Genomic DNA, 26,356 nt, shown 5'->3' on the forward strand with positions numbered 1-26,356 from the left:
TGGGGCGGATTTCCCATGGATTTGCCACGGCGCGCGGCATCGCCCTGACCGATGACGACCGCCTGCGGGCGGAAATCATCGGCCAGTTGATGTGCAACCACGGCGCGGATATTTCCGCCGTATGCGATCGCGCTCGGACCGACGGCAAGGCTTTTGTCGCCTCGATCGACGGGCTGCCGGCGCTGGAAAGGGACGGGCTGGTGATCTGGGACGGCGGTCGGTTGACCGTCACCGAGCTCGGCCTGCCGCTGGTCCGTTTCGTCTGCGCGGCCTTTGACCGTCACTATGCGGGCGGCGAAGGTCGCCATTCCCGAGGCGTCTGAACAAGAGAAATATCATGGCGAAAGGCAGTCACGCCCTGGTCGCACGGCATGTAGAGGCGGCGCTCGATGAGGCGGCCGCTCATTCGATCGCCAGCGACGTCGTGGCGCGCTGCTTGCTCTCCGAGGCCATCAGGTTGTTCAAGCGCGAACGGTCCAACGAGGATATTGCCAACGAGTTGATGGCCGCCGCCGACAATCTCGACGATGAAGCGCCTCTGACCTTCATTCGCCCCTAGGATCTACGCGATCGCCTGCCCGCCCACCGTTCGTCTCCACGCTCCCTGTCTCCGTGATATGGTGAGCGGGAAAGGCATAGATGGATGAATTCGACGGCTTCGTCCACTCTCGTCCCGCCGGTGCTGTCGGCGCTCGTTGCCGCCTCGAGCCATGCCGAGTCGTTGCTCTCGCCGGCGCTGGACATTCTCGCCGTGAGCGACTCTTACCTCAAGGTTCTCAACCGCGCGCGTGGGGAGCTGGTGGGCAAAAACATGCGCCAGGTGCTTGCCGACAGCCCGGGACTGGAGCGTCTTGCCGCGTCCATCAACACGGCCGCACTGATGCGTCAGCCCCATCGGACGGGCATGGAGAAAGTCCTCGTCTCGGCCGCCGACGGGCGGCGGGAGGAATGTCAGTTTGAGATGATCAATTCACCCGTTGTGATCGGCGGCGAGGTGCGATGGATCCTCCACAGCATCGTGGAGCCGTCCCATTCGGAGCGCACCGTGCGCCCGCTTTCCGACATGCCATCCTTGCTCGAAGAGGCCGAGGCTCTCCTGCAGTCGATCTTGCAAACGGTGCCCGACGCGATGATCGTGATCGACGAGCGGGGCCTCGTCGAGTCGATCAGCACCACGGCCGAACGTTTGTTCGGCTATACGATCGATGACGTCGTCGGCAAGAACGTCTCGATGTTCATGCCTTCGCCCCAACGGGAGCAACATGACGGCTATCTCGAGCGCTACCTCAAGACGGGCGAGCGGCACATCATCGGCATCGGACGCATTGTCGTCGGCCAGCGCCGGGACGGCACGACCTTCCCCATGCATCTCACCGTCGGCGAACTGCGCACCGCCAAGAAGCACTTCTTTACCGGCTTCATCCGCGATCTCACCGATCAGCAAGTCACGGAGAACCGTCTCAAGGGCCTGCAGTCCGAGGTGGCTCACATGTCTCGGTTCACCGCGCTCGGCGAGATGGCGTCGACCCTGGCGCACGAGATCAACCAGCCCCTGACGGCGATCAACAATTATCTGCGCGGAAGTCAGAGATTGCTGGAAAGAAGCGACGGCGAGTCGAAGCAGATGCTGCGCGATGCGCTGGGAAGGGCGGCGGACCAGGCTCTTCGCGCGGGCCAGATCATCCGCCGTCTGCGCGAGTTCGTGGCCCGGGGCGACACCGAGCGGCGAATCGAAAGCCTGCCCAAGTTGATCGAGGATGCGAGCACCCTCGCTCTGATCGGGGCGAAGGAGAACGGCATTGCGGTCTCTTTCCACCTCGACCCGAAGGCGGATCTGGTGGTGGCTGACCGGATCCAGATCCAGCAAGTGCTCGTCAATTTGATCCGCAACGCGATCGATGTTCTGGTCGAGTGGGAGGGCCGGCGGGAACTCAGGATCGAGACCACGGCCAGGGTCGATTCGACCGTCCAGATCAGTGTGGCTGATACCGGCATCGGTCTTGCGCCGGACGTTGCCGAGCGTCTCTTTCAGCCGTTCGTGACGACCAAGCAGAAGGGAATGGGGCTGGGCCTGTCGATTTGCCGGACCATCGTCGAGGCGCATGGTGGCAAGATCTGGGTCGAGCAAGGGCCAGGAGGCGGAACCGTCTTCCTGTTCACCCTGCGCGACGGTCACGAGGAGGAGCAGAACGTTGTCGAATAACGAGGTCGTTCACGTCGTCGACGATGACCCGGATGTCCGCCAGTCACTGGCCTTCCTGCTCAGTACGGCGGGACTCCCCGTGCGCGTCCACGACTCGGCTGTCGCATTCCTGAAAGCCGCAGCCGACGCGGAAGACGGATGCATCGTCACCGACGTGCGCATGCCCGGGATCGATGGCCTCGAACTCCAGCGGCGGCTGCGCGCTGCGGGAAACACGATCCCCGTCATCGTGATGACCGGCCACGGCGACGTTGCACTGGCTGTCGAGGCAATGAAGGCAGGCGCCGTCGATTTCATCGAAAAGCCCTTTGACGATGAAGTGTTGCTCGCCGCGATCAGGCTGGCGCTTGCGCGCCGCCGTGACGAGCGGGAAAGCGGCTCGAAGTCGGCGGAAGTCCGGAACCGCCTCAAGCTCCTTTCCGAAAGGGAAAGACAGGTCCTGGATGGCCTGGTCGCCGGCAAGTCCAACAAGGTCATGGCCTTCGATCTCGGCATCAGCGCCCGGACAGTCGAGATCTATCGTGCCAATGTCATGACAAAGATGCAGGCGGCCAGCCTCTCCGCCCTGGTCCGCATGGTACTCATCGACGCACGATAGATGGCTGCGGGCCGACCGCTTGCGCTGGATCAAACATAGATACTCCGTCGGAAGGTGCGGAAAGACCGCCAGGCCTTTCACTGCGGCACGGCCATCAGCGACCGTCATGTCCGGCGCAGGCTCAGGATATATGCGATGAGATCGTCCTGCTCGCGGGTGGTCAGGGAAAAATTCGGCATCCGCCCATGAGAGGCCGTCATGGCACGACGCAGCGAAGCCTTCGTGGTGGCTGGATCGTCGGCGATGGCGGGAAGGGTAGGCAGCCCGTCCGCCCGGCCGGTGGTGGCCCCGCGGGTCACGATATGGCAGTTCGCGCACCACCGTGCCGCCAACAGCTTGCCATGGTCCACGTCCTGCGCCAACGCGACGCCTGGCATCAGGGCAGCGACGAAGGCAAGCCGTCTCAACATGCGCGCCATCGGGATCGGGCGCTGCCGACAGGGAGTTGGCGGTCCGCGTGAAGGAACCTGGGCCGCAACTCGCAGCCGGATTGGCCGGCACGGCGCCAAAGGGTCATGCGCGGCGCCCGGCCGATGCTGCACTTTCCGCAACGGCCGATGTCGTCCCTTTCCCACATCCTCGTCAGCAAGGTGATGGTGCGGCATCGGCTTAACGCAGGTGTTCTTTGGTGGCGGGCTGCTCGGCTCGCGTCACGTCGGGGTACGACCGCCAATAGCGGATCGTGGCGATCGCAAGACCGATACCGAGCGCCATGAACGCGCCGCACACCAGAATGAGGTAGTAGAATTCGTTGGTTGTCACCGGGACCTCCTTCAAGTCCTGGAAGGATGTTTCCCGTCAGCCGGCGGGTCTTTGATCTGCCTCAAGGCGGTGAGGTGCACGGGCCTCGAGTCTTGCGCCAGATCAAGTCGCATCTTCTCGCACGCGGCTATTGGAAGCCTTGAGGTTCGACCTCGAGATTGAAGGGCTGGAAGTGCACCTTTACGACAGACTGCAGGCGCCGCCCGGGAAGAGAAGGCTGCCGTGGTCGATCATGGGATTCGTGTTGCAAGCCACCGGCAGGCATCAGGCGGCCCTGGCGCTGTTGTCGATTGGCGTCTTTCTTCTCAGTGCAGTGCCGTTGGAGCTGCAGCGACGCATCGTCAACGATCTCACCGAAAGAGGCCGTTTCGACAACGTCTTATGGCTGGCGGTCGGCTACGCCGGCGTAGCTGTCACAGACCAGGTCCTCAAGATGCTGCTTAATATCTACCGAGGATGGGTAGCCGAGAGTACGGTACGGTCCTTGCGGCGCACGATCGCCGAAACCGACATCGACGACGCGGTGGCTCCGCCGTCGCCGATCGACGCCGGTGTCGAGATCGCGATGATCCTCGAAGAGGCCGAACCGATCGGCGGCTTCACTGCGCTCAGTGTCTCGCAGCCGCTGCTCCAGGGCGGCGTCCTCCTCAGCGTCGTGGGCTACATGCTGGCCCTGCAGCCGTCGCTCGCCCTGGTAGGGCTTGCCTTCTTCGTTCCCCAGGTGGTGTTTGTGCCGTTGTTCCAGAGGAACATCAATCGGCGCGCGCGAAGGCGCATTTTGACCAAACGCGAGATCAGCGGGACGATTGCGGAGGGTAATGCCGAGACCGGCGCGGAAGTCGAAGCCTTCGGGATCCAGAGCATCTTCGCCCTCAACATGGGCATCTACCGGCTGAAGTACGTCATGAACCTGTTGATGAACCTGATGCATCACATGTCGGTGGCGGTCGCGCTTTGCATCGGCGGCTGGCTCGTGCTGCAGGGCCGAATCGAGGTCGGCACGGTAGTGGCGGTCGTGGGCGGTCTCGGCAAGCTCAACGATCCGTGGGGCGACCTCGTCGACTGGGCGCGCGAACTTTCGGTCGTGCGCGTCAAGTACCGGCTGTTTGCCGAGGCAGCGAATTGGTTGAGCGGCGCTCGGCCGGCAAACCTCATGCCTGACGTAACGTCGACCAGACGGGCGCTCGCAGCAAACGAAGCGCCTACGTAGAATCCCTTAGGTCAATACCTGAATGGCGGGGGCAGGTAAGCGGCGATAGTGAAAAGTCATCGACATGCTTCCATCTCAGGGAGAGAGACCGATGACTGCCAGCGCAATCCCCGCCGTTCGCTTTTCCGCCCATCGCCCGCCGGTGGGTCTGCTGGCCCAGCGCGCCCTGGCTGACCGGCCGTTGGACGAGGTGTCGCGAAGCGGGGCAAGACGAAACTTCACCAAAGGTGAGGAGTTGTTCGCGGAGGGTGAGGCCGCGGACTTCTTTTACAAGGTGGTGTCGGGCACGGTGCGGGTGTGCAAGCTGCTGAGCGACGGCCGCCGGCAGATCGAGGCCTTCCAGTTGGCGGGTGATATCTTCGGGCTGGAGAGCGGGTCCGAGCATCGCTTCACCGCCGAGGCAGTGGAGGACACGGTGGTACTGGCGTTCCGGCGCAGCCGGCTTGCAAGCCTGATGCACGATAATCCGGCGTTCGGCGATCATGTTATGAGCTCGATGATCGAGAGTCTTGAGCGGGCGCAGGAGCACATGGTGCTGCTCGGCCGCAAGACCGCACTGGAGAAGATGGCGACATTTCTGCTCGACATGTCGGGCCGGCTCGCCCAGGGCGGCTCGGTGGAACTTCCGATGCAGCGTACCGACATCGCCGACCATCTGGGGCTGACCATCGAGACGGTGTCCCGCACCCTGAGCCAGATGGTACGCGACGGTCTCATCAAGCTCGCGGCCACGGGGCGCACCATCGTCATCAGCGACAAGGCCGCGCTGCAGGCTCTCAACGGGTGAGCGGCGCAGACTGCTGGAGGAGGGGGCCATGCGCGCGAAGGATGTGATGTCCGGCGGCGTCATGTCGGTGCTGGCAGACGCGACGGTCTTCGATGCCGCGGAAATCCTTACGGGTCAGCATATAAGCGCTGTCCCCGTGGTCGACGACAGCGGCCGCGTCATCGGCATCGTGAGCGAGGCAGACCTCATTCGGCGTGCCGAGATCGGGACCACGCCGCACAAGTCGTGGCTGCAGCGCCTGCTTGCCGACGACGCCACGAGAGCCGCCCGCTATGTGCGCTCGCACTCGCGTCATGTAAGCGACGTGATGACCAAGGCTGTTGTAACCGTCGAAGAGGAGGCCAACTTGGCGGAGGTTGCCGAGCTCATGTCGAAGCACGGCATAAAGCGGGTACCGGTGGTACGGGATGGCTTCATGGTCGGTATTGTGAGCCGTGCCAATCTGCTGCAGGCGCTGATGTCCCGCGAGCCCGAAAGCGACGAGCTTCGATCGACCGACGCGCGGCTGCGCAGCGACGTCCTGCATGCCGTCGAAAAGAAGCCTTGGGCCTCGACTTGGCCGACCAACGTCGTGGTGAGCGCGGGTGTCGTTCATCTGTGGGGCTTCGTGTCAAGCGACGCTGTTCGCCAGGCCTATCGTGTAGCTGCCGAGAACGTGCCTGGTGTAAAATTAGTCAGGAATCACATGCGGATCGTGCCAGCATCGGTAAGCATGGGAGTGTGATATGCGGCCGAAGGGCCGGTCTCGACGGCAACGGGTCGGGGTTCGCGCATGAAGGCGATGGTTCTCACGGCGATCGGCAAGCCGCTCGAGCTCCGGCAGCGCGCAGATCCGGTGCCCGCAGCGGGCGAGATCAGAGTACGTGTAGAGGCCTGCGCCGTTTGCCGCACCGATCTCCACGTCGTCGACGGCGAACTGGCCGACCCCAGGGTGCCGATCGTGCCGGGCCACGAGATTGTCGGCATCGTCGAAAGCGTGGGTGAGGGCGAGGCGCGCCATCGGCCCGGCACGCGGGTCGGCATCCCCTGGCTCGGTCACACCTGCGGCTGCTGCGGCTATTGTCGTGCGGGGCAGGAGAACCTTTGCGACCGGCCGGTCTTCACCGGCTACACGCGGGACGGCGGTTTTGCCAGCCATGTCGTGGCCGATGCCGCCTACGCCTTCGCGCTCGACGGTTTCAGCGATCCCGTGGCGGCCGCGCCCTTGATGTGCGCCGGTCTGATCGGCTGGCGGTCGCTGCGCATCGCCGGCGAGGGCCGCCGGATCGGTCTCTACGGCTTCGGCGCCGCCGCCCATATCGTGGCTCAGGTCTGTCGCTGGCAAGGCCGCGAGGTCTATGCCTTCACGAGGCCAGGCGACAAGGCCGCCCAGGACCATGCGCGCGGCCTCGGTGCCCTTTGGGCTGGCGGTTCCGACCAGAAGCCGCCCGACCTGCTCGATTGCGCGATCATCTTCGCGCCGGTCGGGGCGCTCGCGCCGGCGGCGCTCGCGGCCGTCCGCAAGGGCGGCCGGGTGGTCTGCGGCGGCATTCACATGAGTGACATCCCGTCCATGCCCTACCGGCTCCTGTGGGAGGAGAGGCAGCTTGTCTCGGTCGCCAATCTCACGCGCCATGATGCCGTCGAATTCCTCGAGCTGGCGCCTCGGGCGGGCGTGGAAACGACCACGACGGTCTATCCGCTGGAGCGTGCCAACGAAGCGCTCGACGACTTGCGGGCCGGTCGCCTGCAGGGCGCGGCTGTCCTGGTTCCTTAGCGGCTCAAATCCACGTTCAGAACGGCAGCTGGCCCATAGAGGAGCGCCTCGATTTGGTCGGACGTTGACGTGCATCAAGGCTCTGAGCGCACGATCGGAGCTTTGTGCCCGCATAGTCATGTGACGACCGGTCCGTGAGCCATCCGGCCGGTGGGAGAAGCAAATGTCGTTTCGAGACGTTCTCGTCGTGCTCAGGGCCTATCCGGCAAGGACGCCGGCCTCGGCAGTGGAACATGCGGCCCTCACGGCGCTCGCGTTCAAATCGCGCGTCTCGGTCATAGCTTGTGGAATCAAACCCCACGTCCCGGGCAACATCTTGGGCAATGCCGTCTTCGATGCTTCGGCGCTTGTCGCCGAAGAGGGCAGGAAGAGCGCGGACGACGCGCAAAGGCTGCTCGCGGAGTTCGAGGAAGCGATGAGCAGGCACGGTGTCACCTGCAAGCGGATACTCGAAACGTGCCGACCATCCGATGTACCTCGCTGCCTGGTCGACCATGCCAGGCTTCGCGATCTGGCGATCCTGCCAATGCCGGAAGGCGCCTACGTGTCGCAGCTGGACGCGCAGTGGTACGCGGAAACCATGATATTTGATTCGGGCCATCCTGTCCTTGTCCTGCCGCAGGATCGCAAAGGTGCCGGTCCGGTTGCTTTCGACACTGTGATGGTCGCTTGGGACAAGGGCCGTGCAGCATCGAGAGCCATCGCGGACGCCATGCCGATCCTGCAGGCGGCAAAGCGTGTTCATGTCCTGACAGTGCTCGGCGAGAAGCCCATCGGGTCAATGAGATCCGGCTCGGAGCTTGCCGAACATCTGGCGCTGCACGGCGTCAACGTGACGGTGAAGGAGCCGGATGCCGCGCATCGATCGATCGGCAAGGTGCTCGCCGACGAGGTCACGGCAAGCCAGGCCGACCTGCTTGTCATGGGCGCTTACGGCCGCTCGAGATTGAGGGAGTTCATCCTGGGCGGAGCGACGAAGAGCATGCTGACGCAACCTCCCACCACACTCTTCCTGTCCCACTAGGGCGATTGTCCTGCGCACAATCCGGTCGCTCGGCGCCCGTTGAAGACCGCAATCGTGGTCACAGGCAAAATCCGGGACGTTGACAGGCTCGCGCTGGAGCTCGAGGTCCGATCGACGATATCGCGAGGACGGACCGAAGGGCTAGATCTGGGCCAGGTTGGCATAGGTCTCCGGTCGGCGGTCGCGATAGAATTGCCAGAGGTTGCGCACTTCGCGCACCATGTCCCAGTCCATGTCGGCAACCAGCAGCTCGTCCTTGTCTTCGCTCGCCTTGGCGATGATCTTGCCCCGCGGATTGACGAAATAGGCGGAGCCATAGAAGCGTCCGATGCTCCATGGCTGTTCCGTCCCGACGCGGTTGACGGCGCCGATGTAGCAGCCGTTGGCGACGGCCGCCGCCGGTTGCTCGAGCTCCCAGAGATACTGGCTGAGGCCTGCCACGGTGGCGGAGGGATTGACGATATATTCGGCGCCGTTCAAGGCCAATGCCCGCCATCCTTCGGGGAAATGGCGGTCGTAGCAGATATAGACACCGAGCTTGCAGTAGGCCGTCTGGAACACCGGATAGCCCAGGTTGCCCGGTTTGAAAAAGAACTTCTCGTAGAAGCCCGCGACCTGCGGGATGTGGTTCTTGCGGTACTTGCCGAGATACTTGCCGTCGGCGTCGATCACCGCGGCGGTGTTGTAATAGACGCCGGTCATGTCTTCCTCGTAGACCGGCACCACGATCACCATGGAGTGCTTCCTGGCCAGCTCCTGCATCAGCCTGGTGGTCGGGCCCTCCGGAATGCGCTCGACGGCGCCATACCACTTGGCATCCTGGCTCGGACAGAAATAGGGCTGGGTGAAAACCTCCTGCAAGCACAGGACCTGGACGCCCCTGCGACCGGCATCCTCGATCAGCGGCACGTGTGCTGCGACCATGCGCTCGCGGATCTCTTCCGGCGCCATCGTCGTGTCGCCCTTGAGTGCCATCTGGATCAGGCCGCCCTTTACAATCCCCATGGATCAACTCCGCATGTCAGCCCGCGCAGGGTAGCGCAGCAGGCCGTCGCGCGGCAGAGCAAACTGTGACGGCCGCGAGCGCTTCCGGCCGCGGGGCACGACCAGTGACCCGACTACGTCATGCTGGAACCCCGACCGAGCGCGCGATGCTTCCAGGCAAGCGCCGCTTCGTCGTCGCGCACGAGCTTGCCGCTGCGCACCAGAAGCTGACCGTCGACCATGACGTCGCGCACCGCTCTGGGACTGATTGAGTAGATCAGGTTGGAGGCGAGATCGTGCGCAGGTGTGGTCTCCAATCGCGTCAGGTCAAAGATGGCAAGGTCGGCGCGCTTGCCGGCCTCGAGGCTGCCGGCAAGCGCATCGATCCCAAGAACCCGGGCGCCGTCGATCGTCAGCATGCGCACCATCCGGCGGACACCGAGCACCGTCGGATCATCGGCCTGCATCTTGCCGACAAGCGCCGCCAGGCGCGCCTCGGCCAACAGGTCCATGCTGTTGTTGGTGACGGTCCAGTCGGTGCCGAGGCCAATCGGCACGCGATCGACCAGACGAGCCAGGGGCAGTGTCCGCCCCTCGATCTTGAGGTTGCTGGCAGGGCAGTGTGCGATGGGAATGCCATAGTCGGGCCACGCGTCGAGTTCCGCTGCCGAGAGATAGAGTGCGTGCGCAGCTACCGTATTCGAGGCCGCGAGACCGGTGGCGGCGAGACACGCAAGGGCGCCGGCGTGCCCGCGTGCGTGGATCGCGGCGACCTCGGACTCGCTTTGCGCCACGTGGATGAAGACCCGCGCGCCCGTCCGCTCGGCGCGCCGGGCACACTCCTTCAGGAGCGCATCGGAGCAGGTATCAAGGGCATGCGGCGCGATGCCGGCGGAAATGCGCGCGGCAGGATCGGTGCCAAAGCGCTCGAGCAGCCCTTCGACCGTGGACCAATCCGCCGGTGCACGATGGTCGGTGATGGTATGGCCAACGATGGCACGGATGCCGGTTTCGGCGATGACCGGCGCGATATGCTGCATCTCGCCCAGCCGGTCGGCGATGCAGGTGACACCGTTCAACAGGAACTCCGCACAGGCTGCGCGCACCGATGTCTTGTAGTGCTCGAGCGTAAAGGTCTCCTGCCCGGGAACGGAATAGCCTGCCCAGAAGGCACGCGGTCGATCGTCGGCGAGGCCACGAAAGAAGGCCGTGGCGGCATGCGTATGGACGTTGACCAGACCCGGCGCCACCAAAGCCTCGCTGCAGTCGATGACCTGATCGCCCGGACGAGCGAGGCTGTTGGCGGCGCCGATGCCGACGATCTGCGCCCCGTCGATGCGAACGTCGGCGGCCGGCAGGAAATCGTCGGCGGTGTTGACCGTCAACACCGCCCCGCCTGCGAGCACGATAGCCATTCTCAGCGTCTCCGACCTGTCCGTACGCGACGCGGGGGCCGCGGCGGGGCCGCCAGGAAATCGCCGAAGGCACGAAGCCGTTCGCTGATATGGTCGATCGTGAGGCGCGCCGGCGGTGCAAGGCGGCGATAGCGTGGTACGAGAATGCCGATGCGGCTTTGCGCCAGGCCGGGCTCGGCCAGGGGCACATGCACCAGCTCGCCCCGCCGGATCTCCTCGATGAATCCGACGGGCGTGAAAAAGCCGATGCCGAGCCCGGACTTGATCGTCTGGCGCATGAACTCGATCGAGTTGGAGACGATGCGCGGAGTGAGGGAGGCGCCCGAGTCGGCGAACTCCGTGGCCATGATGGCGTCGAGCAACCAGCGGTCCTGCAGCATGACCACAGGATAGCCAACGCATTCGGTGAGGGTCAGCGTCTTGCGCCTGGCGAACGGATGGTCGGGCCGCATGAGGGCACCGACCGCCGTCGGAAACTCGGCCACTACGTCGACGCCGCGATGACGGTTGTCGACGAACAGGACGCCGAAATCGTTGTCGCCGGAACGCAGGGCCTCACCGATCTCGCCGGGATGCACGGCGAGCACGGTATAGGTGATTTTGGGATGCCTGGCCGACATCTCCTGCACGACCTGCGGCAGAAACCGGACGAGAAGCGATTCCAGCGAGATGATGCGCACGTCGCCGCTCACCGCGCCGCCGAGGCTCGCAATCTCCGCCCGGGTGCGTTGATATTCGTTCTGGGTCTCGCGGACGTGACGCAGCAGCAGTTCGCCGGCCGCCGTCGGGCGCACGCCGCTGCGGCCGCGCTCGAACAGTGGCACGCCCATCTCCTCCTCGAGACGCAGGATCTGGCGGTTCACGGCGGAGGAGGCGACGGAAAGCGCATCCGCTGCCCTGCGGATCGAGCCGTGACGCGCGACATGATCGAAATAGCGCAGCACTGCAGCATGCACGGTCTGGTCCTCCGCGCGGTGATGCCGAAACGGCAGCGCACTGCGCGAATTAATGTTCTTTTCTAGAGCACCCTGCGTCAATACCGTTCGGGGAAAAACCGGAAATTGAAGGGAGGCCGTCATGCGCCAGCTCACCAGAATCCGCCGCCGCGCGCTGCTCAAGTCGGGAGCCGCCGCCACCGGCTTCGCCGCCGCCGGGCTCCTCCCGGCCGGAGGCTTCGCCCAGGCCAAGACCCAGACCGTCAATCTCCAGCTCGGCTGGCTGGCCGGCAACAACCAGGTTGGTGAAGTCGCCGCCAAGCACCTCGGCTACTTCGAGGAGGAAAAGCTCAATCTCGCCATCCAGCCGGGCGGCCCGAGCATCGACGGCGTGGCGATTGTCGCGTCGGGCCGCCACGAGATCGGCCAGGTCTCGTCCAGCCCCTCGCTGATGCTGGCGGCGTCGCAGAAGATTCCGGTCATGTGCTTCGCAACCGGCCTGCAGCAACACCCCTATGCCTATTTCTCGCTGCCCAAGAAGCCGGTGCGCGCGCCCCGTGACCTGATCGGCAAGAAGGTCGGCATTCAGGCGACTGCCAAGGTGCTTCTGAACGCGCTGATGAAGAAGCACAACATCGCGGAGAAGGACCTGGAGATCGTGATCATCGGCTCGGAGATGACGCCGATCCTGACCGGCCAGACCGATGTCGTGAGCGGCTGGATCACCAACACCACGACGCTGAAGCCGCTCGGTCCCGACCGTATCGATCTTCGCCTGTGGGACGCAGGCGTTCGTCTCTACGCACTGCCGTACTACGCGACCAAGGACACGATCGAGAAAAAAGCGGACATGCTCGCGGCCTATACCCGTGCCGCTTCGCGTGGCTGGGAGTACGCCCTCAACAATCCCGAGAAGGCCGTGGATTTCCTGATCAAGGAGTATCCCAACCTGAAGCACGACGACGAGGTCGAGGGCACCAAGGAGCTGCTGAAGTTCGCCTTCAACGCCAACACCCACGCCAACGGCTGGGGGGCTTTCGATCCGGCGGTGTGGCAGGAGCAAATCAATCTCTACGACGATCTGAAGCAGTTCTCCGCCGGTGCACCCAAGCTCGACGACGTCATCACCACCAGAATCCTCGACGCCACCAAGGCGCAGCGCGCCAAGGTCGGCTGAGAAGCCGGCATGACTGCCGCATCCTCGGATAAGCAATCGGCTTCTTCCGACGGCGCCGATGCGATTCGCTGCGAGCGCGTCACCGTCCGCTTCACGACCGAGCGCGGGACCGTCACTGCCCTGGAGAACATCGATCTCAGTCTGCCGCGCGGCAGCTTCCTCACGTTGTTGGGACCATCCGGTTGCGGGAAGTCGACCTTGCTGCGCGTCATGGCGGATTTGATCGAGCCTGCGGGCGGCAAAGTCTCGGTGATGGGCGACGTACCGAGCAAAGCGCGACTGAACCGCGAGATCGGGTTCGTCTTCCAGGACGCGGCGCTTTTGCCGTGGCGCAACGTGCTGGACAACGTGACCCTGCCGCTCCAGGTGGGCGGCGGCAAGGCGCTGCCCGGCGCTCGTTCACCACAGGAGCTGTTGAACCTGGTGGGCCTTGCCGGCTGGGAAATGGCCTATCCGCACGAGCTCTCCGGCGGCATGCGTCAGCGTGTAGCGATTGCCCGCGCGCTGGTATCGGGACCGCGGCTTCTGCTGATGGACGAGCCGTTCGGCGCGCTCGACGAGATCACGCGTGACCGGCTGAACGAGGAGCTTCTGCAGGTCTGGCAATCGACCGGCACCACGATCGTGTTCGTCACCCACTCGATCTATGAGGCCGCATTCCTCGGCCAGAAGGTGCTGCTGCTGGCCGCGCGGCCGGGTCGGGTGCGCGACCTTGTACCCGTGGCCTTGCCGACGCCGCGCCGGCTCGCCATGCGCGAGACACCGGAGTTCGTGGCGCTGGCAGGCCAGCTGCGCCGCGTTCTGGAGACCTGCTGATGGCGAACCCGGCCGAACCGCTCACCATGGCCGGCGCCTTCGTCGAGGATGCTGAAGCGCAGGCGCGGTTCCTCGCGCGCCGGCGCTACCTCGCCTGGCGTCGCCGTCTGCTTCCCGTCGCCGCCGTGATCCTCTTCCTGCTTCTGTGGTGGCAGGCGGTCGAGCAGTTCGACATCAAGCCCTTCATCGCGCCCTCGCCGGTGGCGGTAGCGCAGGTGCTCTCCGATCGCTTCGGCATCCTGATGAGCAATTTGCTGCCGACAGCCATCGAGGCCGTGCTGGGCTTCCTCCTCGGCAACTTTGCCGCCGTCAGCCTCGCCACCGCCTTCGTCTGGCGCAAGACGATGGAGGAGGCGCTGTTCCCCATTGCGGTGATGGTGAACACCATTCCGGTGGTCGCGAAGGCGCCGATCCTGGTGTTGCTGCTGGGCAATGGCATGGAGCCCAAAATCGCCATCGCCGCCATCATCTGCTTCTTCCCGACCCTCGTGAACATGACGCGTGGCCTGCGCGACGTGCGCTCCGAACAGCTCGAGCTGATGCGCGTCCTCTCGGCGACGCCGACCGAAGTCTTCATGCGCATTCGCGTGCCGAACGCACTGCCCTATCTCTTTTCGGCGCTCAAAATCGCGGCCTCGACTGCGGTGATCGGTGCCATCGTCGGCGAGTGGATCGGTTCCACCAAGGGGATCGGCGCGCTGATCATCCAGTCGACCTACAATTTTGATTCGCCGCTGCTCTACGCGACGATCGTCGTCGGCTCGACCTTCTCGGCCCTCTTCTTCGGCGTGATTTCCATCACCGAGCGATACGTCCTGCGCTGGAACGTGACCCAACAGAACTAGGAGCGCCAGATGAGCGAATACGTCACCGAAGCCGGCGGGCGAGTGCCCATAGCGGCATCTTCGGATCTCGTGGTGGTGGGCGGCGGCCCGGCTGGCATCGCTGCCGCGGTCGCGGGTGCACGCAACGGTTTGTCCGTAACCTTGCTCGAGCGCTATCCCTATCTCGGCGGGCTGGCGTCGGGCGGTATGGTCCTCGTGCTCGATGACATGTGCAATGGTACGGAGATTGCGGTGCGCGGGCTCTGCGCCGACCTGATCGGGCGCATGGAGAAGATGGGTCTCGCGGTCACGCCGCCGGAAGTGGACCGTCGCTCCGACCCGGCCATGTGGCGCAAGTGGTCGCGATGGGGCGTCTTCGATTTCACGTCCCACCTCAAGCCGCAGCCCATCGTCTACGCCGCCGCCTTCGATCCGGACGGCTTCAAGCGCGCTGCCAACGACATGATTGCCGAAGCCGGGATAGGCCTTCGCCTCCATAGCTGGTTCAGCCGCGCCATCGTCGAGGGTGGCGTGATCAAGGGTGTGATCTGCGAGAGCAAGGAAGGGCGCCAGGCGATCATGGGCAGGATCGTGGTCGATGCCACGGGGGACCTCGACGTTGCGGCGTCGGCTGGCGTGCCCTTCATCAACGGCGCCTATATCGTCACCACCGTGTTTCGCCTCGGCGGCGTCGATGTCGAGGAAGCCGAGCGCTTCGAGTACGAGGAACCCGAAGCCTTCAAGGTGATCGATCGAGAAGCCAAGCGCATCATCGGCGGCTCCTGGGACAAGTGGTGGCTGAAGACGCCGCTGCCCGGCATCGTGTGGTGCAATTGCCCGCACATGGCCAACTACGATGGGCTGAAGGTCGACGACCTGACGCGTGCCGATTTCGAGGGACGCAGGCGGATCGCCAATCTGGTCGAGTATCTGCATGCCAGGATGCCGGGCTTCCGCGATTGCCATGTGATCGACGTCGCCCCGCAACTCGGTATCCGCCAGACCCGTCTTCTGGAAGGGCTCTATGTCGTCACAAAGGAAGATGTTGCCGAGCGTCGCCACTTTGCCGACTCGGTGGCACGCGGCCGCGACTACTACACACCCTATCGCGCGCTGCTGCCCCGGAACGTGCAAGGCCTGATCGTGGCCGGCCGTCACTATTCGGCGACATCCTCGGCGCAGCGCATGTCGCGGGAGATCCCGCCCTGCATGGCGATGGGCGAGGCCGCGGGCGAGGCGGCGGCGCTCGCCCTGGAAGGGGACGTGACGCTCGACCATGTTGACGTCGGCAAGCTCCAGGCGCGCCTGCGCGCCCGTGGCGCCGATCCCGGCGATCGGCCGGCCGCCAATGCCACCTTTCTGAGGGCCGCGGAATGAGTGCCGACGACATGCAGCCATTGTCGGGTGTGAGGGTGCTCGACTTCACGCAGGTGATGATGGGGCCCTGCTGCACCCAGATGCTGGCCGACTACGGCGCTGACGTGATCAAAGTCGAGCGCCCCGGCGCGGGGGATTTGTCGCGCACATCGCTGGCGGATGACCCGGACGGGCTCAATAACCCGGTGTTCCGCAGCCTCAACCGCAACAAGCGGTCGATCGCCCTCGACCTGCGGGGCGAGGCGGGAAAGGCGGTTGTCTACGATCTCGCCAGGAGCGCCGACGTCGTGGTGAACAACTTCCGCGCCGGCGTGATGGACCGCATGGGCTTCGGCTACGAGACCCTGCGCAAGATCAATCCGCGCATCATATGCGCTTTCGGTTCGGGTTTTGGCCAGAGCGGACCGCTGTCGCACAAGGGTGGGCAGGACATCCTGGCGCAGGCGATGTCGGGAGTGATGGCACGCAAGCCCGACAAGGATCTGCCCACCACGCTCTATTCCACCGCCCTGGCGGACTATTCGGCGGGCATGCATATGGTGCAGGGCATCCTGCTCGCCCTCATGCAGCGGGAAAAAACCGGCGTCGGGCAGGCGATCTCGGTGTCACTCTACGATTCCATGCTTGCCATGCAGATGCAGGAAGCGGCGATGTGGCTGCAGCGCCGACGCGAGCTGAACTGGGGGGCATTTCCGCTTACGGGCGTGTTCGACACGACCGATGGCGCGCTGGTGATCGTCGGCGCCTTCAAGGCCAATCCATTGCAGGATATCTGCCGCGCGCTCGGCTTGGCCGATCTGTCGGCCGATCCCGACTACGCGACCTTCGCCAAGCAGATGGAGAATAAAGCCGAGCTGCATCGCCTGTTCCGCAGCAAGCTCTCGACGAACACCACCGCCCACTGGCTGGCAAGGCTCGAGGAGCAGGATCTTCTCTGCGCGCCGGTCCAGACGCTGGGCGAGGCGCTCGCCTCGGAGCAGACCGTCGTCAACAACATGGTGGTCACGGTCGAACCGAACGGCAGCGGGCGCAACGAGCCGCTCAAGCTGGTGGCCTCGCCGATCGCGATGGACGCGAGCGCCTTCCGTCTGCGGCATGCGCCGCCGACGCTGGGCGAGAACGGCGCCGAGATCCTGGGCGAGCTGGGCTATTCGGCCGATCGCATCGCCGAACTGCGCTCCGCGAAGGTGTTTTCATGAGCATCCGCTTCGGCGTCGACGACCATGTGGCGCGAGTCGTGATCGATCGCCCCGATCGCATGAATGCCGTCGACGAGGCGACAGAAGCCGAGCTGATGCGCGTCTGGGCAGCCATCGAGCGGGACGATCGGGTGCGCTGCGTGGTGCTGACAGGGGCTGGCGAGAAAGCCTTCTGCACCGGGGCCGATATGAAACAGAGCGGCAACAAGACCGGGCTGGAGTACTGGGCGACGCCGCGGCCGGGCGGCTTCGGCGGCCTGTCGCTGCGCGAGACGCTTGATGTACCGGTGATCGCGCGCGTGAACGGGCACGCACTGGGCGGCGGCTTGGAGATGGTGCTGGGTTGCGACATCGTCGTTGCGGCCGAGAATGCGACCTTCGGCTTGCCCGAGCCGCGCGTCGGCCGCTTGGCGCTGGATGGCGGCATCGCCCAGTTGTCGCGGCGCATCCCCCATGTGCTGGCGATGGGCATGCTGCTGACGGGACGGCGCGTTCCTGCGGCCGAGGCATTCCGCTTCGGCCTGGTGAACGAGGTCGTGCCGCAGGCGGGTCTGGATGCCGCTGTCGGGAAATGGGTGACCGACATTCTCGCCTGCGCTCCGCTCTCGGTGAAAGCGGTGAAGCAGATGGTCCGGCGGGGGGCGGGCCTGACGCCGCAGGAAGCGCAGATGCTGCGCCTGCCGGCGCTCGTTGCCGCACTTCAGTCCACCGACCAGGAAGAAGGCGTTCGCGCCTTCGTGGAGAAGCGTGCTCCGCAGTGGCAGGGGCGATGACCTACGTCGTCACCTCGACCTGCATCGATGTGAAGGACGGCATCTGTCAGAAGGTGTGTCCTGTCGAATGCATCTACGAAGGCGGGCGGATGATGTACATCCAGCCCGACGAGTGCATCAATTGCGGCATCTGCGTTTCGGTCTGTCCCGTGCAGGCCATTTACGAGGACGCGGACGTCCCGGCGGCGGAGCAGGCCTTTATTGCCGCCAATGCGGAGTTCTTTGGGCCGACCGTGACCGGGTGGGGTGCGCCGGGAGGCGCTGATCCCGATCACATCAGCCGACTCGATGCACTGCTGATCCGTGATTTCGCCATGGCGAAGTAGAAGCAGCTCGACGGCGGTTCGCAGTATCGAGAGCAAACGGCAATTCGAGAGCGAAATCGTCTGCTCAGTTCACGGTCGGATCCAGCCTGTCGCGAAGCCAGTCGCCGGCGATGCTGATCGACAGGGTGGTCACCACGATGACGATGCTGGGGAAAAGCAGAATCCAGGGTGCGCTGCTGATGTAACCGCGACCGTAGCCGACCATGTTTCCGAGGCTGGTCATCGGCGGTTGCACGCCCAGGCCGAGGAACGACAGACCGCTTTCGGCCAGGATGATCTCTGGAAAGGCCAAGGTCGCCGACACGATCATAGTCGCCGAAATGTTGGGCAGCATGTGACCGACATAAAGTCGCCACGGACCAGCACCGAGCTGACGGACGGCCAGCATGTAGCCTTGTGTGTTTGCCGCCAGCGCGAGGCCGCGCGCCACACGCGCATGACGCTCCCAGCCGTAGAGCGCCAGCAGCGCAATCAGCAACGCCAGCGAGTTGCCGAAGAAGGCCAGCACCGATAGTGCGAGGATGATGAACGGCAATGCTGCCTGCGCATCGATCAGCATGAGCACGATCTGCTCGATCAATCCGCGAAAATGGGCCGCCACCAGACCGAGCGTACCACCGATCAGGACGCCGAGCAGTGTAGCGCCGAACGCAATCAGCAGGCTGACACGGACGGAGACGATGAGCCGGGACAGGACATCCCGACCAAGCTCATCGGTTCCGAGCGGATGGCTGACAGGGCCGCCGAAGCCGATAGGCGGCGTCAAGCGCGCCGAAAGATCGAGCGCGGTTATGCTGTAGGGCCGAAGCAGGTCGGCGAATAGGCCAACGAGGATCATCAGGAAGATCCAAGCAAGCGCAAGGGCGACGCCGAGAGGAACCGGGCGCCGACGGGATGTCGGGCGAGTTGCCGCAGCAGAGGCCAGAGTCGCCATCAGTGTCGGCCGCCGCGCAGCCGGGGGTCGAGCAGGGTGTACAGGAAATCAACCGTCATGTTGGAAAGCACCATCGTCGTCGCCACCAGCAGGAGGACGCACTGAACGACCGCGACGTCGCGCGCCGCGACGGATGTCACGATCAATTGGCCTAGGCCCGGCCAGCTGAACACGCTTTCGGTGACCACGGCGCCCGCCAGCAACCCGCCGACCATGAACCCGATTGTGGTCACCACGGGAATGGCGGCGTTGGGCAGGGCGTGACGCGTGACGACGGCGCGCCATAGCAGCCCCTTGGCGCTGGCGGTCCGGATGTAGGGCTGGCCCAGCACCTCGACCAGCGAACTGCGGGTGAACCGGGCCAGCACGGCAGCCCAGCCGGTGCTCAACGTGATCACGGGGAGCATCGCACTTCGCCAGGAGTCGTTGCCGCCGGATGGAAGCCAGCCGAGATGCACGGCGAAAATCAGCACCAGGACGAGGCCGAGGACGAAGTGGGGGATTGTGAAACCGGCGACCGCTCCGAGCATGACCAGCCGGTCCTTCGGCGTGTTGTGCCTCAAGGCGGCATAGGCGCCGGCCGAGACGCCGACCACGATGCCGATGGCGAGCGCGGGCAGCATGATCTCCAGGGTGACGAGCACGCGTGCGCCCACCAGGGGCAGTACCTGGGCACCGTTCAGCAGGGAACGGCCGAACTCGCCGCGCAGCAGACCCGCGATGTAGTAGAAGAACTGCTGCCAGAGCGGCTGGTCGAGGCCCCACGCCGTCCGGAAAGCGGCAATCGCGCTGGGCGGTGCGTCCGGACCGAGGACGACCAGCGCCGGATCGCTGGAAAGCCGCAGTGCCGCGAAGGCAAAACCGACCACGATCAGGACGGTGAGCAACGCCCGCGCGACGCGCTTTGCCGCGAACAACAGCATCAGGAGACCCTCTCCTGCAGCGGATTGTCGACATGCGCCAGGTGGCAGGCGACCAGGCGTCCATCCGCACCGGGAAGCAGGGCCGGTGTGACCCGGCTGCATTTCGACACGGCGATGGGGCAGCGTGGATGGAAGGCGCATCCCGTGGGCCGCGCCGCCGGATTCGGCGGCTCGCCGGCAAGCAAGGGCCGCGGGCCGCGACGCCCTGGGTCGGGCACTGCCGCGAGCAGCGCCTTGGTATAAGGATGTGCGGGCCTGCTGTAGATGGCCGCCGGTTCGCCCTGCTCGACGATCAGGCCGAGATACATGACCGCGACCTCGTGGGCGAGACAACCGACCAGCTTGAGGTCGTGGCTGATGAAGAGCATGGCGAGGCCGAACTCCTTCTGCAGGTCCGACAGAAGATTGACGACCTGCGCCTGGATCGAGACGTCGAGCGCCGAAACCGGCTCGTCGCAGACGAGAACGTCCGGCTCCGTGGCCAGTGCTCGCGCCAGAATGGCTCGCTGCCTTTGCCCTCCCGACAGTTCATGCGGATAGGAATCCGCTTGATCCGGACGCATGCCGACCGCGGCCAGCAACTTGTGCATCCGCGGCTCATGTTCGGCCGGCTTGCCGATCTTGTGGATCGCCAATGGCTCCTTGATCTGCACGCCAATCGTCAAGCGGCGATCGAGCGCCCCCAGGGGATCCTGGAACACCAGCTGCATACGCCGTCTGAGCGCGCGCCAGGCCTTCGTACCAGGTCGCGGCATCGGCATGCCGTCGAACGTGACTTCGCCGCCATCGGGCAACTCGATGCCGAGCGCCAGTCGCCCGGTCGTCGACTTGCCGCAACCGGACTCCCCGACCAGTGCCACGGTGCGCCCGCGTTCGAGGCACAAGGACACACCGTCGACGGCGCTTACCTGCTCGGTTCCGCCAAAAAAACTCCGGCGGGTGCTGTAAGTCCGCCTGACCTCATGCAACCGCAGAACTGTCACCGCGGAATATCCTTCATGCCCGGCCTATGTCCCGTTGAATACTGGCAATTCCTCGGCACGGATACATGCGGATTGATGGTCGGGCGCGAGATTGCGCAGCGGCGGCGGTGCCGTCGAGCAAGCCGGTCTTGCATAGGTGCATCGCGGCTCGAAGGCGCAACCCGGCGGCATGTTCCAGGGCTCCGGCACATGGCCGCGAATGGGCGCGAGACGCTGGGGTTTGCCGTAGAGAACGGGCGCCGCGCCGAGAAGACCCCGCGTGTAGGGGTGGGAAGGCGATGAAAAGAGCGAACGCGTCGATCCCGTTTCCATGATCCTTCCCGCATACATCACGACGATGCGGTCGCAGACTTCGGCCACCACGCTGAGGTCGTGGCTGATGAGCACGAGGCTCATGTTCATCTCGCGGCGCAGTCGCTCGACCAGCGCGAGAATTTGGGCCTGAATCGTGACATCCAACGCCGTCGTCGGCTCGTCAGCGACAAGCAGCTCCGGCTCACCCGCCAGCGCCATGGCGATCATGACGCGTTGGTTCTGGCCACCGGAGAGTTCGTGCGGATAGCGATCGAGACGCCGCCCGGCGTCGGGAATGCCCACCAGCTCGAACAGCCGACGCGCTTCGGCGCGCGCTGCCGCGCCCGCCAGGCCACGATGCAGGCGGAGCGCTTCGATCACCTGCGAGCCGACCCGCTGCACGGGATTCAACGAGCTTATTGGATCCTGAAAGATCAGAGCGACGCGACCGCCGCGCACTTCCGAAAGGCGTCGCTCGCTGGCACGGATGATGTCCCGACCCTCCAGGAGCACCTCGCCCTGGACAAGCGGTGCTCCCGACAGGAGGCCGAGGACGGCAAGCCAGGTGACGGACTTGCCCGAGCCCGATTCGCCCACGATCCCGACGGCCTCGCCGCGTCCGATCTTGAGATTGAGCCCTGCAACGACAGGCAGGCGCTCGAACGAGACCGTCAGATTGCGAAGTTCGAGCAGCGGTGTCGTCCCGGGCAAGTCGCGAACAGCTGACGCGGCGCGATCACCTCGCGATGCATTCATCTAGTCATACCGCCCCAGTTCGACGCACGAAAATCCATCGCAAAGTCGGGAGCGACCTTCCACTGCGTCGCCTTCTGCTTGGCCGTGAATGTCGCGTTCTGGTTGAGCACCGTGTACGCGGGATCCTCGCGTTCGCATATGACCAGCATGCGCGCAAAGGCCTTCTTGCGCTCGGCCATGTCGGTCGAGGTCTGCAAGACGCCGCACAGCGTGTTCATTTCGTCGTTCGCCCACTCATGAACCTGCTGCTGCTGACCCTGCGGCCCGTGCTGCGTGGGCAACGAGGACACCGGATCGTTGAACTGGGCCGAGTTCGACCAGTCGTGTATCGCACGCTTGCCCTTGGGCTCCCAGATCTGCGCCCAGTTCTCCTTCATCTCGATCTGGACGTTGAGCCCGGCCTGCTGCCACATCTCGGTCAGGACCTGCGCGTTGGCGGTCTGCAGCGTGTAGTAGTCGTTGAGCAGGCGATAGGGGATAGGGTCGCCCTTGTAGCCGGCTTCCTTGACCAATGCCTTCGCCTTGGCAAGGTCGAATTCGGGCGCCGTCCAGCCGCTGACGAACATGTCGCCATAAAAGGCGAACTGCAATCCCGGTGGCACCACGGTGCGACCGAGCCACAGCTTGTCGACGATCATCTTGCGGTCGATCGCGTGGGTCAGGGCCTGGCGAATGCGCGGATCCTTCAACGCGGTGTCGTACTTGTCGAAGACGCTCAAACGGATATTAGGGATGATTCCGCCGACGACCTCGAGTCGGGTGTCGCCTTCGACGGTGACGATCTGGTCCGGGGTCAGGTCGCAGGCAAAGTGGTATTGGCCGGCACGGATGCCGTTGACGCGCTGGGCGACCTCGGGCACCTGAACGAAGCGCAGCGTCTTGATCGGCGGTCGACCGCCCCAGTAGTCGTCATGGGCGTCGAAGATCAGTTCGACGTCGGGCGTGAACGAGCGGACCTTGTAAGGGCCGGTCCCGACCGGCCGGCGCGCGTAGTCCAGCCAGCTTGCCGCTTCCTCGAAGGCGCGACGGTTCACGATCTGGCTGCCCATCGCCGACAGCCGGCCCTCGATCGTGACGTCCGGAGTCGCGTTGACGAAGCGACAGGTATATTTGTCGACGACCTCGACCTTGATCAGTGACGGCCACAGCCGGCGTGCGACCGCGGGTACCTGAGTCGGCAGCTCCTTGCTCTTCTGTGTCGGGCGCGACGTATCCATGGTGATCGTCTTGTCCCACCCGCTCGGCGTCGTGCTGCCGAACATGCGGGCGGCACTGAAGGTGAAGGCGATATCCTCGGCGGTCATCTCGTCGCCGTTGTGGAACTTCACTCCTTGGCGAAGCGAAACCTCGACGACCTCGTGGCTGATCCGCTTCCAGCTCGTCGCCAGCTGCGGCATGCTTTCGAGCTGGCCCTGCAGATTGCGTCCGATGAGAAGCTCGACGTACGAGTTCAGGATTCGCTCGCCCACGTTGGACTGCTCGGCTACCGGATCGAGCGTATTGCTGGTGACGAGTTTCTGAACGGCGACGACGATTTCGGGCCTGGTATCGGACTGGGCGATCGCGAAGCGGGGCAGCGCCACCGCGCCACTCGCCAGCAGCAGGAAAGCGCGCCGTTCTACATTGACCATAATCCGTCCTCCCTAAGGCCAGTAGCTATCCCGATTACACCTTTATGTATGTTTCTATGTTTCCAGGCCGTGGCGGCACCTCGGCGATCAGGACTTCGGCCGCGAACCACGGACGGTGCGCCTTTGATCGTGATATCAGATATGAAATGATATATATGGCTTGAAGTCAAACTACCCATGAACGCCGAAAGGCTGCCTGGACCGCTGGATCGAAGCAGGAATTGAATGACGGAAATTGCATCGCATCGCGGCGGAGCGCTGCTTTGGCCTGAAAACAGTGCGACTGCTTTCGAGAATACCGCTCGGTTACCGGTCGATCAGGTCGAGTTCGACGTGCATCCATCGAGCGACGGAATGCTCGTGATCATCCATGATGCCACCCTCGACCGGACGACCAATGGTTCCGGACCGGTGAGCCATCGGTCGTTTGCCGAATTGTCGAAGCTCTCTCTCAAGGGGACGGTATCCGACCGGATACTGCTCCTCGACGAGGTGATCGACATCTTTGTCGCGACCTCCATCAAGCTTCGCGTCGAGCTGAAGCAAGGTGCCGACCATCACCCCTATCCGGGAATGCCGCAGAGGGTCATCGAGACGCTAAGGCGACGAAACATGCTCGCGCGGAGCATCGTCACGTCTTTTCAGATGGACACGGTGTGTCAGGCGGGAAGATGCGCTGACCTTGCCCGTCATGTGTTTCTCGTGACGCCCTCGCTCGAGGATGAAGTCGGCCTCGATGCGATCATCGCGGATGCAACGGCGCGTGGTGTTCCCATGCTGGGCCTGCGCTGGAACACGCTCGATTCGACCAAGGTCGGCAAAGTGCGCGCAGCGGCTCTCGGCATCGGGGGCTGGGCTGCCAACGATGAGGCAGCCATGGAAGCGATGTTCAACCTCGAGGTGGATGTCTTCACCTCCGATCGGCCGGATCTCGCGCTTCGGATGCGACAGGACCGACTGGGCAAAGGACGGAATGGCCGGGCATTGAGCAACCGGCCGAACTGAGTGGACCTTGCGCGGCAGACGATCGAACTGGTGAAAAATGCCGGACTTCGGGCACAGCAAGACTGACCTTCAGATCGAGCCTCTTGCACGCGACACGCTTCAGCAGCGGGTCTACCGGCAAGTTGCCGACCTGATACTCGACGGCGAAATCGCCCCCGGCGAGCTGGTCACCATACAGACGCTTGCCGACGCATTCGCCATCAGCACCATGCCGGTGCGCGAAGCGTTGATCCGACTGACGGCAGCCGGCGCGTTGACCCTGGTGACCGGCCGCTCGATGGGCATTCCCCGCCTCAACGCGGCACAACTCGAAGATCTTCGGAACGTGCGCATGGAGGTCGAGGGACTCGCTGCGGAATGGGCGGCCCTGAACGTCGATGCACAAAAACTGACACAACTCGAGAGCGCCCACGATCGCCTGGCCGACGCAGTGTCGGCCGGCGACACCAAGGCATATCTGCGTGCCAATCGCGTCTTTCATTTCGCCGCCTATCAAGCCGCTGGATCGCCGACGCTTGTCGCCCTGATAGAGACGCTGTGGCTGCGCATCAGTCCCTATTTCAACCTTCTACACGGCTCGGGGAACTATGCGGTCTCCAACGAGCATCATCGTGCGTTATTGGAAGCACTGAGGCGGAATGATCCGAAGTCGGCGCGAAACGCGATCTACGCCGATATCGACGGGGCTTACGCCGTGCTCTCGCGGGTGTTGAAGTAGAAGGATCATGGAATTGCCGGAAGCATCGTTGCCTGCCCTGTGCCTGATCGCCGTGCCCGGTCGCCGCCGGCGCACCATCGAATTGTGCCAGGAGGCCGAGCGGCGCGGCTTTGCCGGAATCTATACGCCGAGCCCGTTCGGCAACATGTCGATGTGCGAGGCGCTGTCGTGGAAAACGGCCTCGATCACGTTCGGCACCGCCATCGCACCGATCTATCAGCGTACCATCGTCGATTTCGCGCAGAGCGCGGCGATGATGCACGAGGTATCCGGCGGACGGTTCCGGCTGGGCATCGGAATCGCACATGGACCGTCGCACGTGCGGATGGGAGTTGTGCCGGGCAAGCCGCTGGCGGACACGCGCTCCTTCATCGAAAAGTTCCGCGCTCAGGATGCATTCGGTCCTCTGCCTCCGGTCATCGTCGCGGCGCTGCGCAAACGGATGGTGGCACTGGCGGGCGAGCTGGCCGAGGGAGTGGTGTTCGCCAATGCATCCCTCTCGCACATGGGCGAGTCGCTGGCGGCGCTGCCGCAGGCGAAGCGGAGTGCTCCGGAATTCTTCATCGGCAACATGATCCCCACCTGCATCAGCGACGACGTGGCCGCCGCCAAGGCGGTCAACCGCCGCACGCTGACCAATTACGTATCTCTGCCGAATTACCGGAACTACTGGAAAGAGGCCGGGTACGTCGAGGAAATGGACGCCATCGAGAAGGCAATCGCGGAAGGCCGCCTCCAGGACGTGCCGCAATATCTCACTGACAGATGGCTCGCGGACAACACGCTGTTCGGGCCGGCGGCGAAAGTACGTGACGGCGTCGCCGCCTGGCGCGCGGCCGGCGTGCGCACGCCGATCCTGGTACCGTCCTCGGCAGCCGGCAACCAGATGACGGCGATAGAGGAAGTCTTTGCCGCGTTCGGCTGAGCGGCACCCGCGCCATGGTCG

General features: G+C 64.4%; 28 protein-coding genes and 1 pseudogene. 19 read left to right on the forward strand and 10 right to left on the reverse strand.

The window, feature by feature from the left end; genetic code table 11:
• From VH499_RS16100 to fixJ, 4 genes and pseudogenes are all read left to right on the forward strand, one after another.
• Window positions 1-323 (forward strand): annotated as a pseudogene (locus VH499_RS16100) (coproporphyrinogen III oxidase); the annotation flags it as partial.
• A 14-nt stretch (window positions 324-337) separates the two neighbouring features.
• Complete coding sequence (locus VH499_RS16105; RefSeq protein WP_332053761.1) at window positions 338-559, forward strand: hypothetical protein; 222 nt, start codon at window positions 338-340, stop codon at window positions 557-559.
• Between the two features lie 84 nt (window positions 560-643).
• Entirely contained in the window at window positions 644-2,203 is a 1,560-nt protein-coding gene (locus VH499_RS16110; protein WP_332053762.1) for a PAS domain S-box protein, read from the forward strand.
• Window positions 2,193-2,801, forward strand: coding sequence for a response regulator FixJ (fixJ, locus tag VH499_RS16115; protein ID WP_332053763.1), 609 nt, complete (start codon window positions 2,193-2,195; stop codon window positions 2,799-2,801). Before VH499_RS16110 ends, fixJ begins: the two co-directional genes overlap by 11 nt.
• 104 nt (window positions 2,802-2,905) lie before the next feature.
• Here fixJ and VH499_RS16120 read toward each other — a convergent pair whose 3' ends face one another.
• Window positions 2,906-3,220: a c-type cytochrome gene (locus tag VH499_RS16120; RefSeq protein ID WP_332053764.1), complete on the reverse strand. Its 315-nt coding sequence runs from the start codon at window positions 3,218-3,220 to the stop codon at window positions 2,906-2,908.
• A 190-nt stretch (window positions 3,221-3,410) separates the two neighbouring features.
• Complete coding sequence (locus tag VH499_RS16125) at window positions 3,411-3,563, reverse strand: hypothetical protein (RefSeq protein WP_332053765.1); 153 nt, start codon at window positions 3,561-3,563, stop codon at window positions 3,411-3,413.
• Between the two features lie 139 nt (window positions 3,564-3,702).
• Here VH499_RS16125 and VH499_RS16130 point away from each other — a divergent pair, with 139 nt between their 5' ends.
• From VH499_RS16130 to VH499_RS16150, 5 genes are all read left to right on the forward strand, one after another.
• Entirely contained in the window at window positions 3,703-4,773 is a 1,071-nt protein-coding gene (locus VH499_RS16130) for an ABC transporter transmembrane domain-containing protein (RefSeq protein ID WP_332053766.1), read from the forward strand.
• A gap of 91 nt (window positions 4,774-4,864) precedes the next feature.
• Window positions 4,865-5,560: a helix-turn-helix domain-containing protein gene (locus tag VH499_RS16135; protein ID WP_332053767.1), complete on the forward strand. Its 696-nt coding sequence runs from the start codon at window positions 4,865-4,867 to the stop codon at window positions 5,558-5,560.
• 28 nt (window positions 5,561-5,588) lie between these two features.
• Window positions 5,589-6,284, forward strand: coding sequence for a CBS domain-containing protein (locus VH499_RS16140; RefSeq protein WP_332053768.1), 696 nt, complete (start codon window positions 5,589-5,591; stop codon window positions 6,282-6,284).
• A gap of 48 nt (window positions 6,285-6,332) precedes the next feature.
• Window positions 6,333-7,316: a zinc-dependent alcohol dehydrogenase family protein gene (locus VH499_RS16145; protein ID WP_332053769.1), complete on the forward strand. Its 984-nt coding sequence runs from the start codon at window positions 6,333-6,335 to the stop codon at window positions 7,314-7,316.
• A gap of 526 nt (window positions 7,317-7,842) precedes the next feature.
• The gene (locus VH499_RS16150; protein WP_332053770.1) at window positions 7,843-8,340 is read left to right on the forward strand and encodes a universal stress protein; all 498 of its coding nucleotides are present in this window, start codon (window positions 7,843-7,845) and stop codon (window positions 8,338-8,340) included.
• 141 nt (window positions 8,341-8,481) lie between these two features.
• Here VH499_RS16150 and VH499_RS16155 read toward each other — a convergent pair whose 3' ends face one another.
• The 3 genes from VH499_RS16155 to VH499_RS16165 all read right to left on the reverse strand — a co-directional run bounded on the left by VH499_RS16155 (window position 8,482) and on the right by VH499_RS16165 (window position 11,695).
• Complete coding sequence (locus VH499_RS16155) at window positions 8,482-9,345, reverse strand: nitrilase-related carbon-nitrogen hydrolase (protein ID WP_332053771.1); 864 nt, start codon at window positions 9,343-9,345, stop codon at window positions 8,482-8,484.
• A 113-nt stretch (window positions 9,346-9,458) separates the two neighbouring features.
• Window positions 9,459-10,739 (reverse strand): amidohydrolase family protein, encoded by a 1,281-nt coding sequence (locus tag VH499_RS16160; protein ID WP_332053772.1) that lies wholly within the window; start codon window positions 10,737-10,739, stop codon window positions 9,459-9,461.
• Window positions 10,740-10,741: 2 nt separating this feature from the next.
• Window positions 10,742-11,695 carry a LysR family transcriptional regulator gene (locus VH499_RS16165; protein WP_332053773.1) on the reverse strand — a complete coding sequence of 318 codons (954 nt, stop codon included), beginning with the start codon at window positions 11,693-11,695 and terminating at the stop codon, window positions 10,742-10,744.
• A gap of 121 nt (window positions 11,696-11,816) precedes the next feature.
• Here VH499_RS16165 and VH499_RS16170 point away from each other — a divergent pair, with 121 nt between their 5' ends.
• Genes VH499_RS16170 through VH499_RS16200 form a run of 7 tightly spaced genes read left to right on the forward strand, consistent with a single transcriptional unit; the run spans window position 11,817 to window position 18,166 of the window.
• A complete protein-coding gene (locus VH499_RS16170) occupies window positions 11,817-12,851 on the forward strand; it encodes an ABC transporter substrate-binding protein (RefSeq protein ID WP_332053774.1) in 1,035 nt (344 codons plus the stop codon).
• 9 nt (window positions 12,852-12,860) lie between these two features.
• Window positions 12,861-13,667, forward strand: a complete 807-nt coding sequence (locus VH499_RS16175) for an ABC transporter ATP-binding protein (RefSeq protein ID WP_332053775.1) — start codon at window positions 12,861-12,863, stop codon at window positions 13,665-13,667.
• Window positions 13,667-14,512 (forward strand): ABC transporter permease, encoded by an 846-nt coding sequence (locus VH499_RS16180; protein WP_332053776.1) that lies wholly within the window; start codon window positions 13,667-13,669, stop codon window positions 14,510-14,512. The genes VH499_RS16175 and VH499_RS16180 overlap by 1 nt, the downstream gene beginning before the upstream one ends.
• A 9-nt stretch (window positions 14,513-14,521) precedes the next feature.
• Window positions 14,522-15,868: an FAD-dependent oxidoreductase gene (locus VH499_RS16185; RefSeq protein ID WP_332053777.1), complete on the forward strand. Its 1,347-nt coding sequence runs from the start codon at window positions 14,522-14,524 to the stop codon at window positions 15,866-15,868.
• On the forward strand, window positions 15,865-17,067 hold the full coding sequence (locus VH499_RS16190; protein WP_332053778.1) for a CaiB/BaiF CoA-transferase family protein: 1,203 nt from the start codon (window positions 15,865-15,867) through the stop codon (window positions 17,065-17,067). Before VH499_RS16185 ends, VH499_RS16190 begins: the two co-directional genes overlap by 4 nt.
• Window positions 17,064-17,840 (forward strand): enoyl-CoA hydratase-related protein, encoded by a 777-nt coding sequence (locus VH499_RS16195; protein ID WP_332053779.1) that lies wholly within the window; start codon window positions 17,064-17,066, stop codon window positions 17,838-17,840. Before VH499_RS16190 ends, VH499_RS16195 begins: the two co-directional genes overlap by 4 nt.
• Window positions 17,837-18,166, forward strand: a complete 330-nt coding sequence (locus tag VH499_RS16200; RefSeq protein WP_332053780.1) for a ferredoxin family protein — start codon at window positions 17,837-17,839, stop codon at window positions 18,164-18,166. Before VH499_RS16195 ends, VH499_RS16200 begins: the two co-directional genes overlap by 4 nt.
• A gap of 64 nt (window positions 18,167-18,230) precedes the next feature.
• On the opposite strand, the gene VH499_RS16205 is transcribed toward VH499_RS16200, so the two are convergent.
• The 5 genes from VH499_RS16205 to VH499_RS16225 are packed head-to-tail and all read right to left on the reverse strand — an operon-like array spanning window position 18,231 to window position 23,687.
• Window positions 18,231-19,100 (reverse strand): ABC transporter permease, encoded by an 870-nt coding sequence (locus tag VH499_RS16205; RefSeq protein ID WP_332053781.1) that lies wholly within the window; start codon window positions 19,098-19,100, stop codon window positions 18,231-18,233.
• On the reverse strand, window positions 19,100-20,023 hold the full coding sequence (locus tag VH499_RS16210; RefSeq protein WP_332053782.1) for an ABC transporter permease: 924 nt from the start codon (window positions 20,021-20,023) through the stop codon (window positions 19,100-19,102). The genes VH499_RS16205 and VH499_RS16210 overlap by 1 nt, the downstream gene beginning before the upstream one ends.
• Window positions 20,023-21,006, reverse strand: coding sequence for an ABC transporter ATP-binding protein (locus tag VH499_RS16215; protein ID WP_414709800.1), 984 nt, complete (start codon window positions 21,004-21,006; stop codon window positions 20,023-20,025). Before VH499_RS16215 ends, VH499_RS16210 begins: the two co-directional genes overlap by 1 nt.
• Window positions 21,007-21,030: 24 nt before the next feature.
• Window positions 21,031-22,056 (reverse strand): ABC transporter ATP-binding protein, encoded by a 1,026-nt coding sequence (locus tag VH499_RS16220; RefSeq protein ID WP_414709801.1) that lies wholly within the window; start codon window positions 22,054-22,056, stop codon window positions 21,031-21,033.
• Window positions 22,053-23,687: an ABC transporter substrate-binding protein gene (locus VH499_RS16225; protein ID WP_332053784.1), complete on the reverse strand. Its 1,635-nt coding sequence runs from the start codon at window positions 23,685-23,687 to the stop codon at window positions 22,053-22,055. Before VH499_RS16225 ends, VH499_RS16220 begins: the two co-directional genes overlap by 4 nt.
• Before the next feature lie 225 nt (window positions 23,688-23,912).
• Here VH499_RS16225 and VH499_RS16230 point away from each other — a divergent pair, with 225 nt between their 5' ends.
• From VH499_RS16230 to VH499_RS16240, 3 genes are read left to right on the forward strand one after another with little or no spacing between them, the layout of a single operon-like run.
• Window positions 23,913-24,692, forward strand: coding sequence for a glycerophosphodiester phosphodiesterase family protein (locus VH499_RS16230; RefSeq protein ID WP_332053785.1), 780 nt, complete (start codon window positions 23,913-23,915; stop codon window positions 24,690-24,692).
• Between the two features lie 37 nt (window positions 24,693-24,729).
• Window positions 24,730-25,410 carry a GntR family transcriptional regulator gene (locus VH499_RS16235; protein ID WP_332053786.1) on the forward strand — a complete coding sequence of 227 codons (681 nt, stop codon included), beginning with the start codon at window positions 24,730-24,732 and terminating at the stop codon, window positions 25,408-25,410.
• Window positions 25,411-25,417: 7 nt separating this feature from the next.
• Window positions 25,418-26,335 carry an LLM class flavin-dependent oxidoreductase gene (locus VH499_RS16240; RefSeq protein ID WP_332053787.1) on the forward strand — a complete coding sequence of 306 codons (918 nt, stop codon included), beginning with the start codon at window positions 25,418-25,420 and terminating at the stop codon, window positions 26,333-26,335.
• The last annotated feature ends 21 nt before the right edge of the window (window positions 26,336-26,356 follow it).

The organism is Reyranella sp. (assembly GCF_036558665.1).
Lineage (GTDB): Bacteria > Pseudomonadota > Alphaproteobacteria > Reyranellales > Reyranellaceae > Reyranella.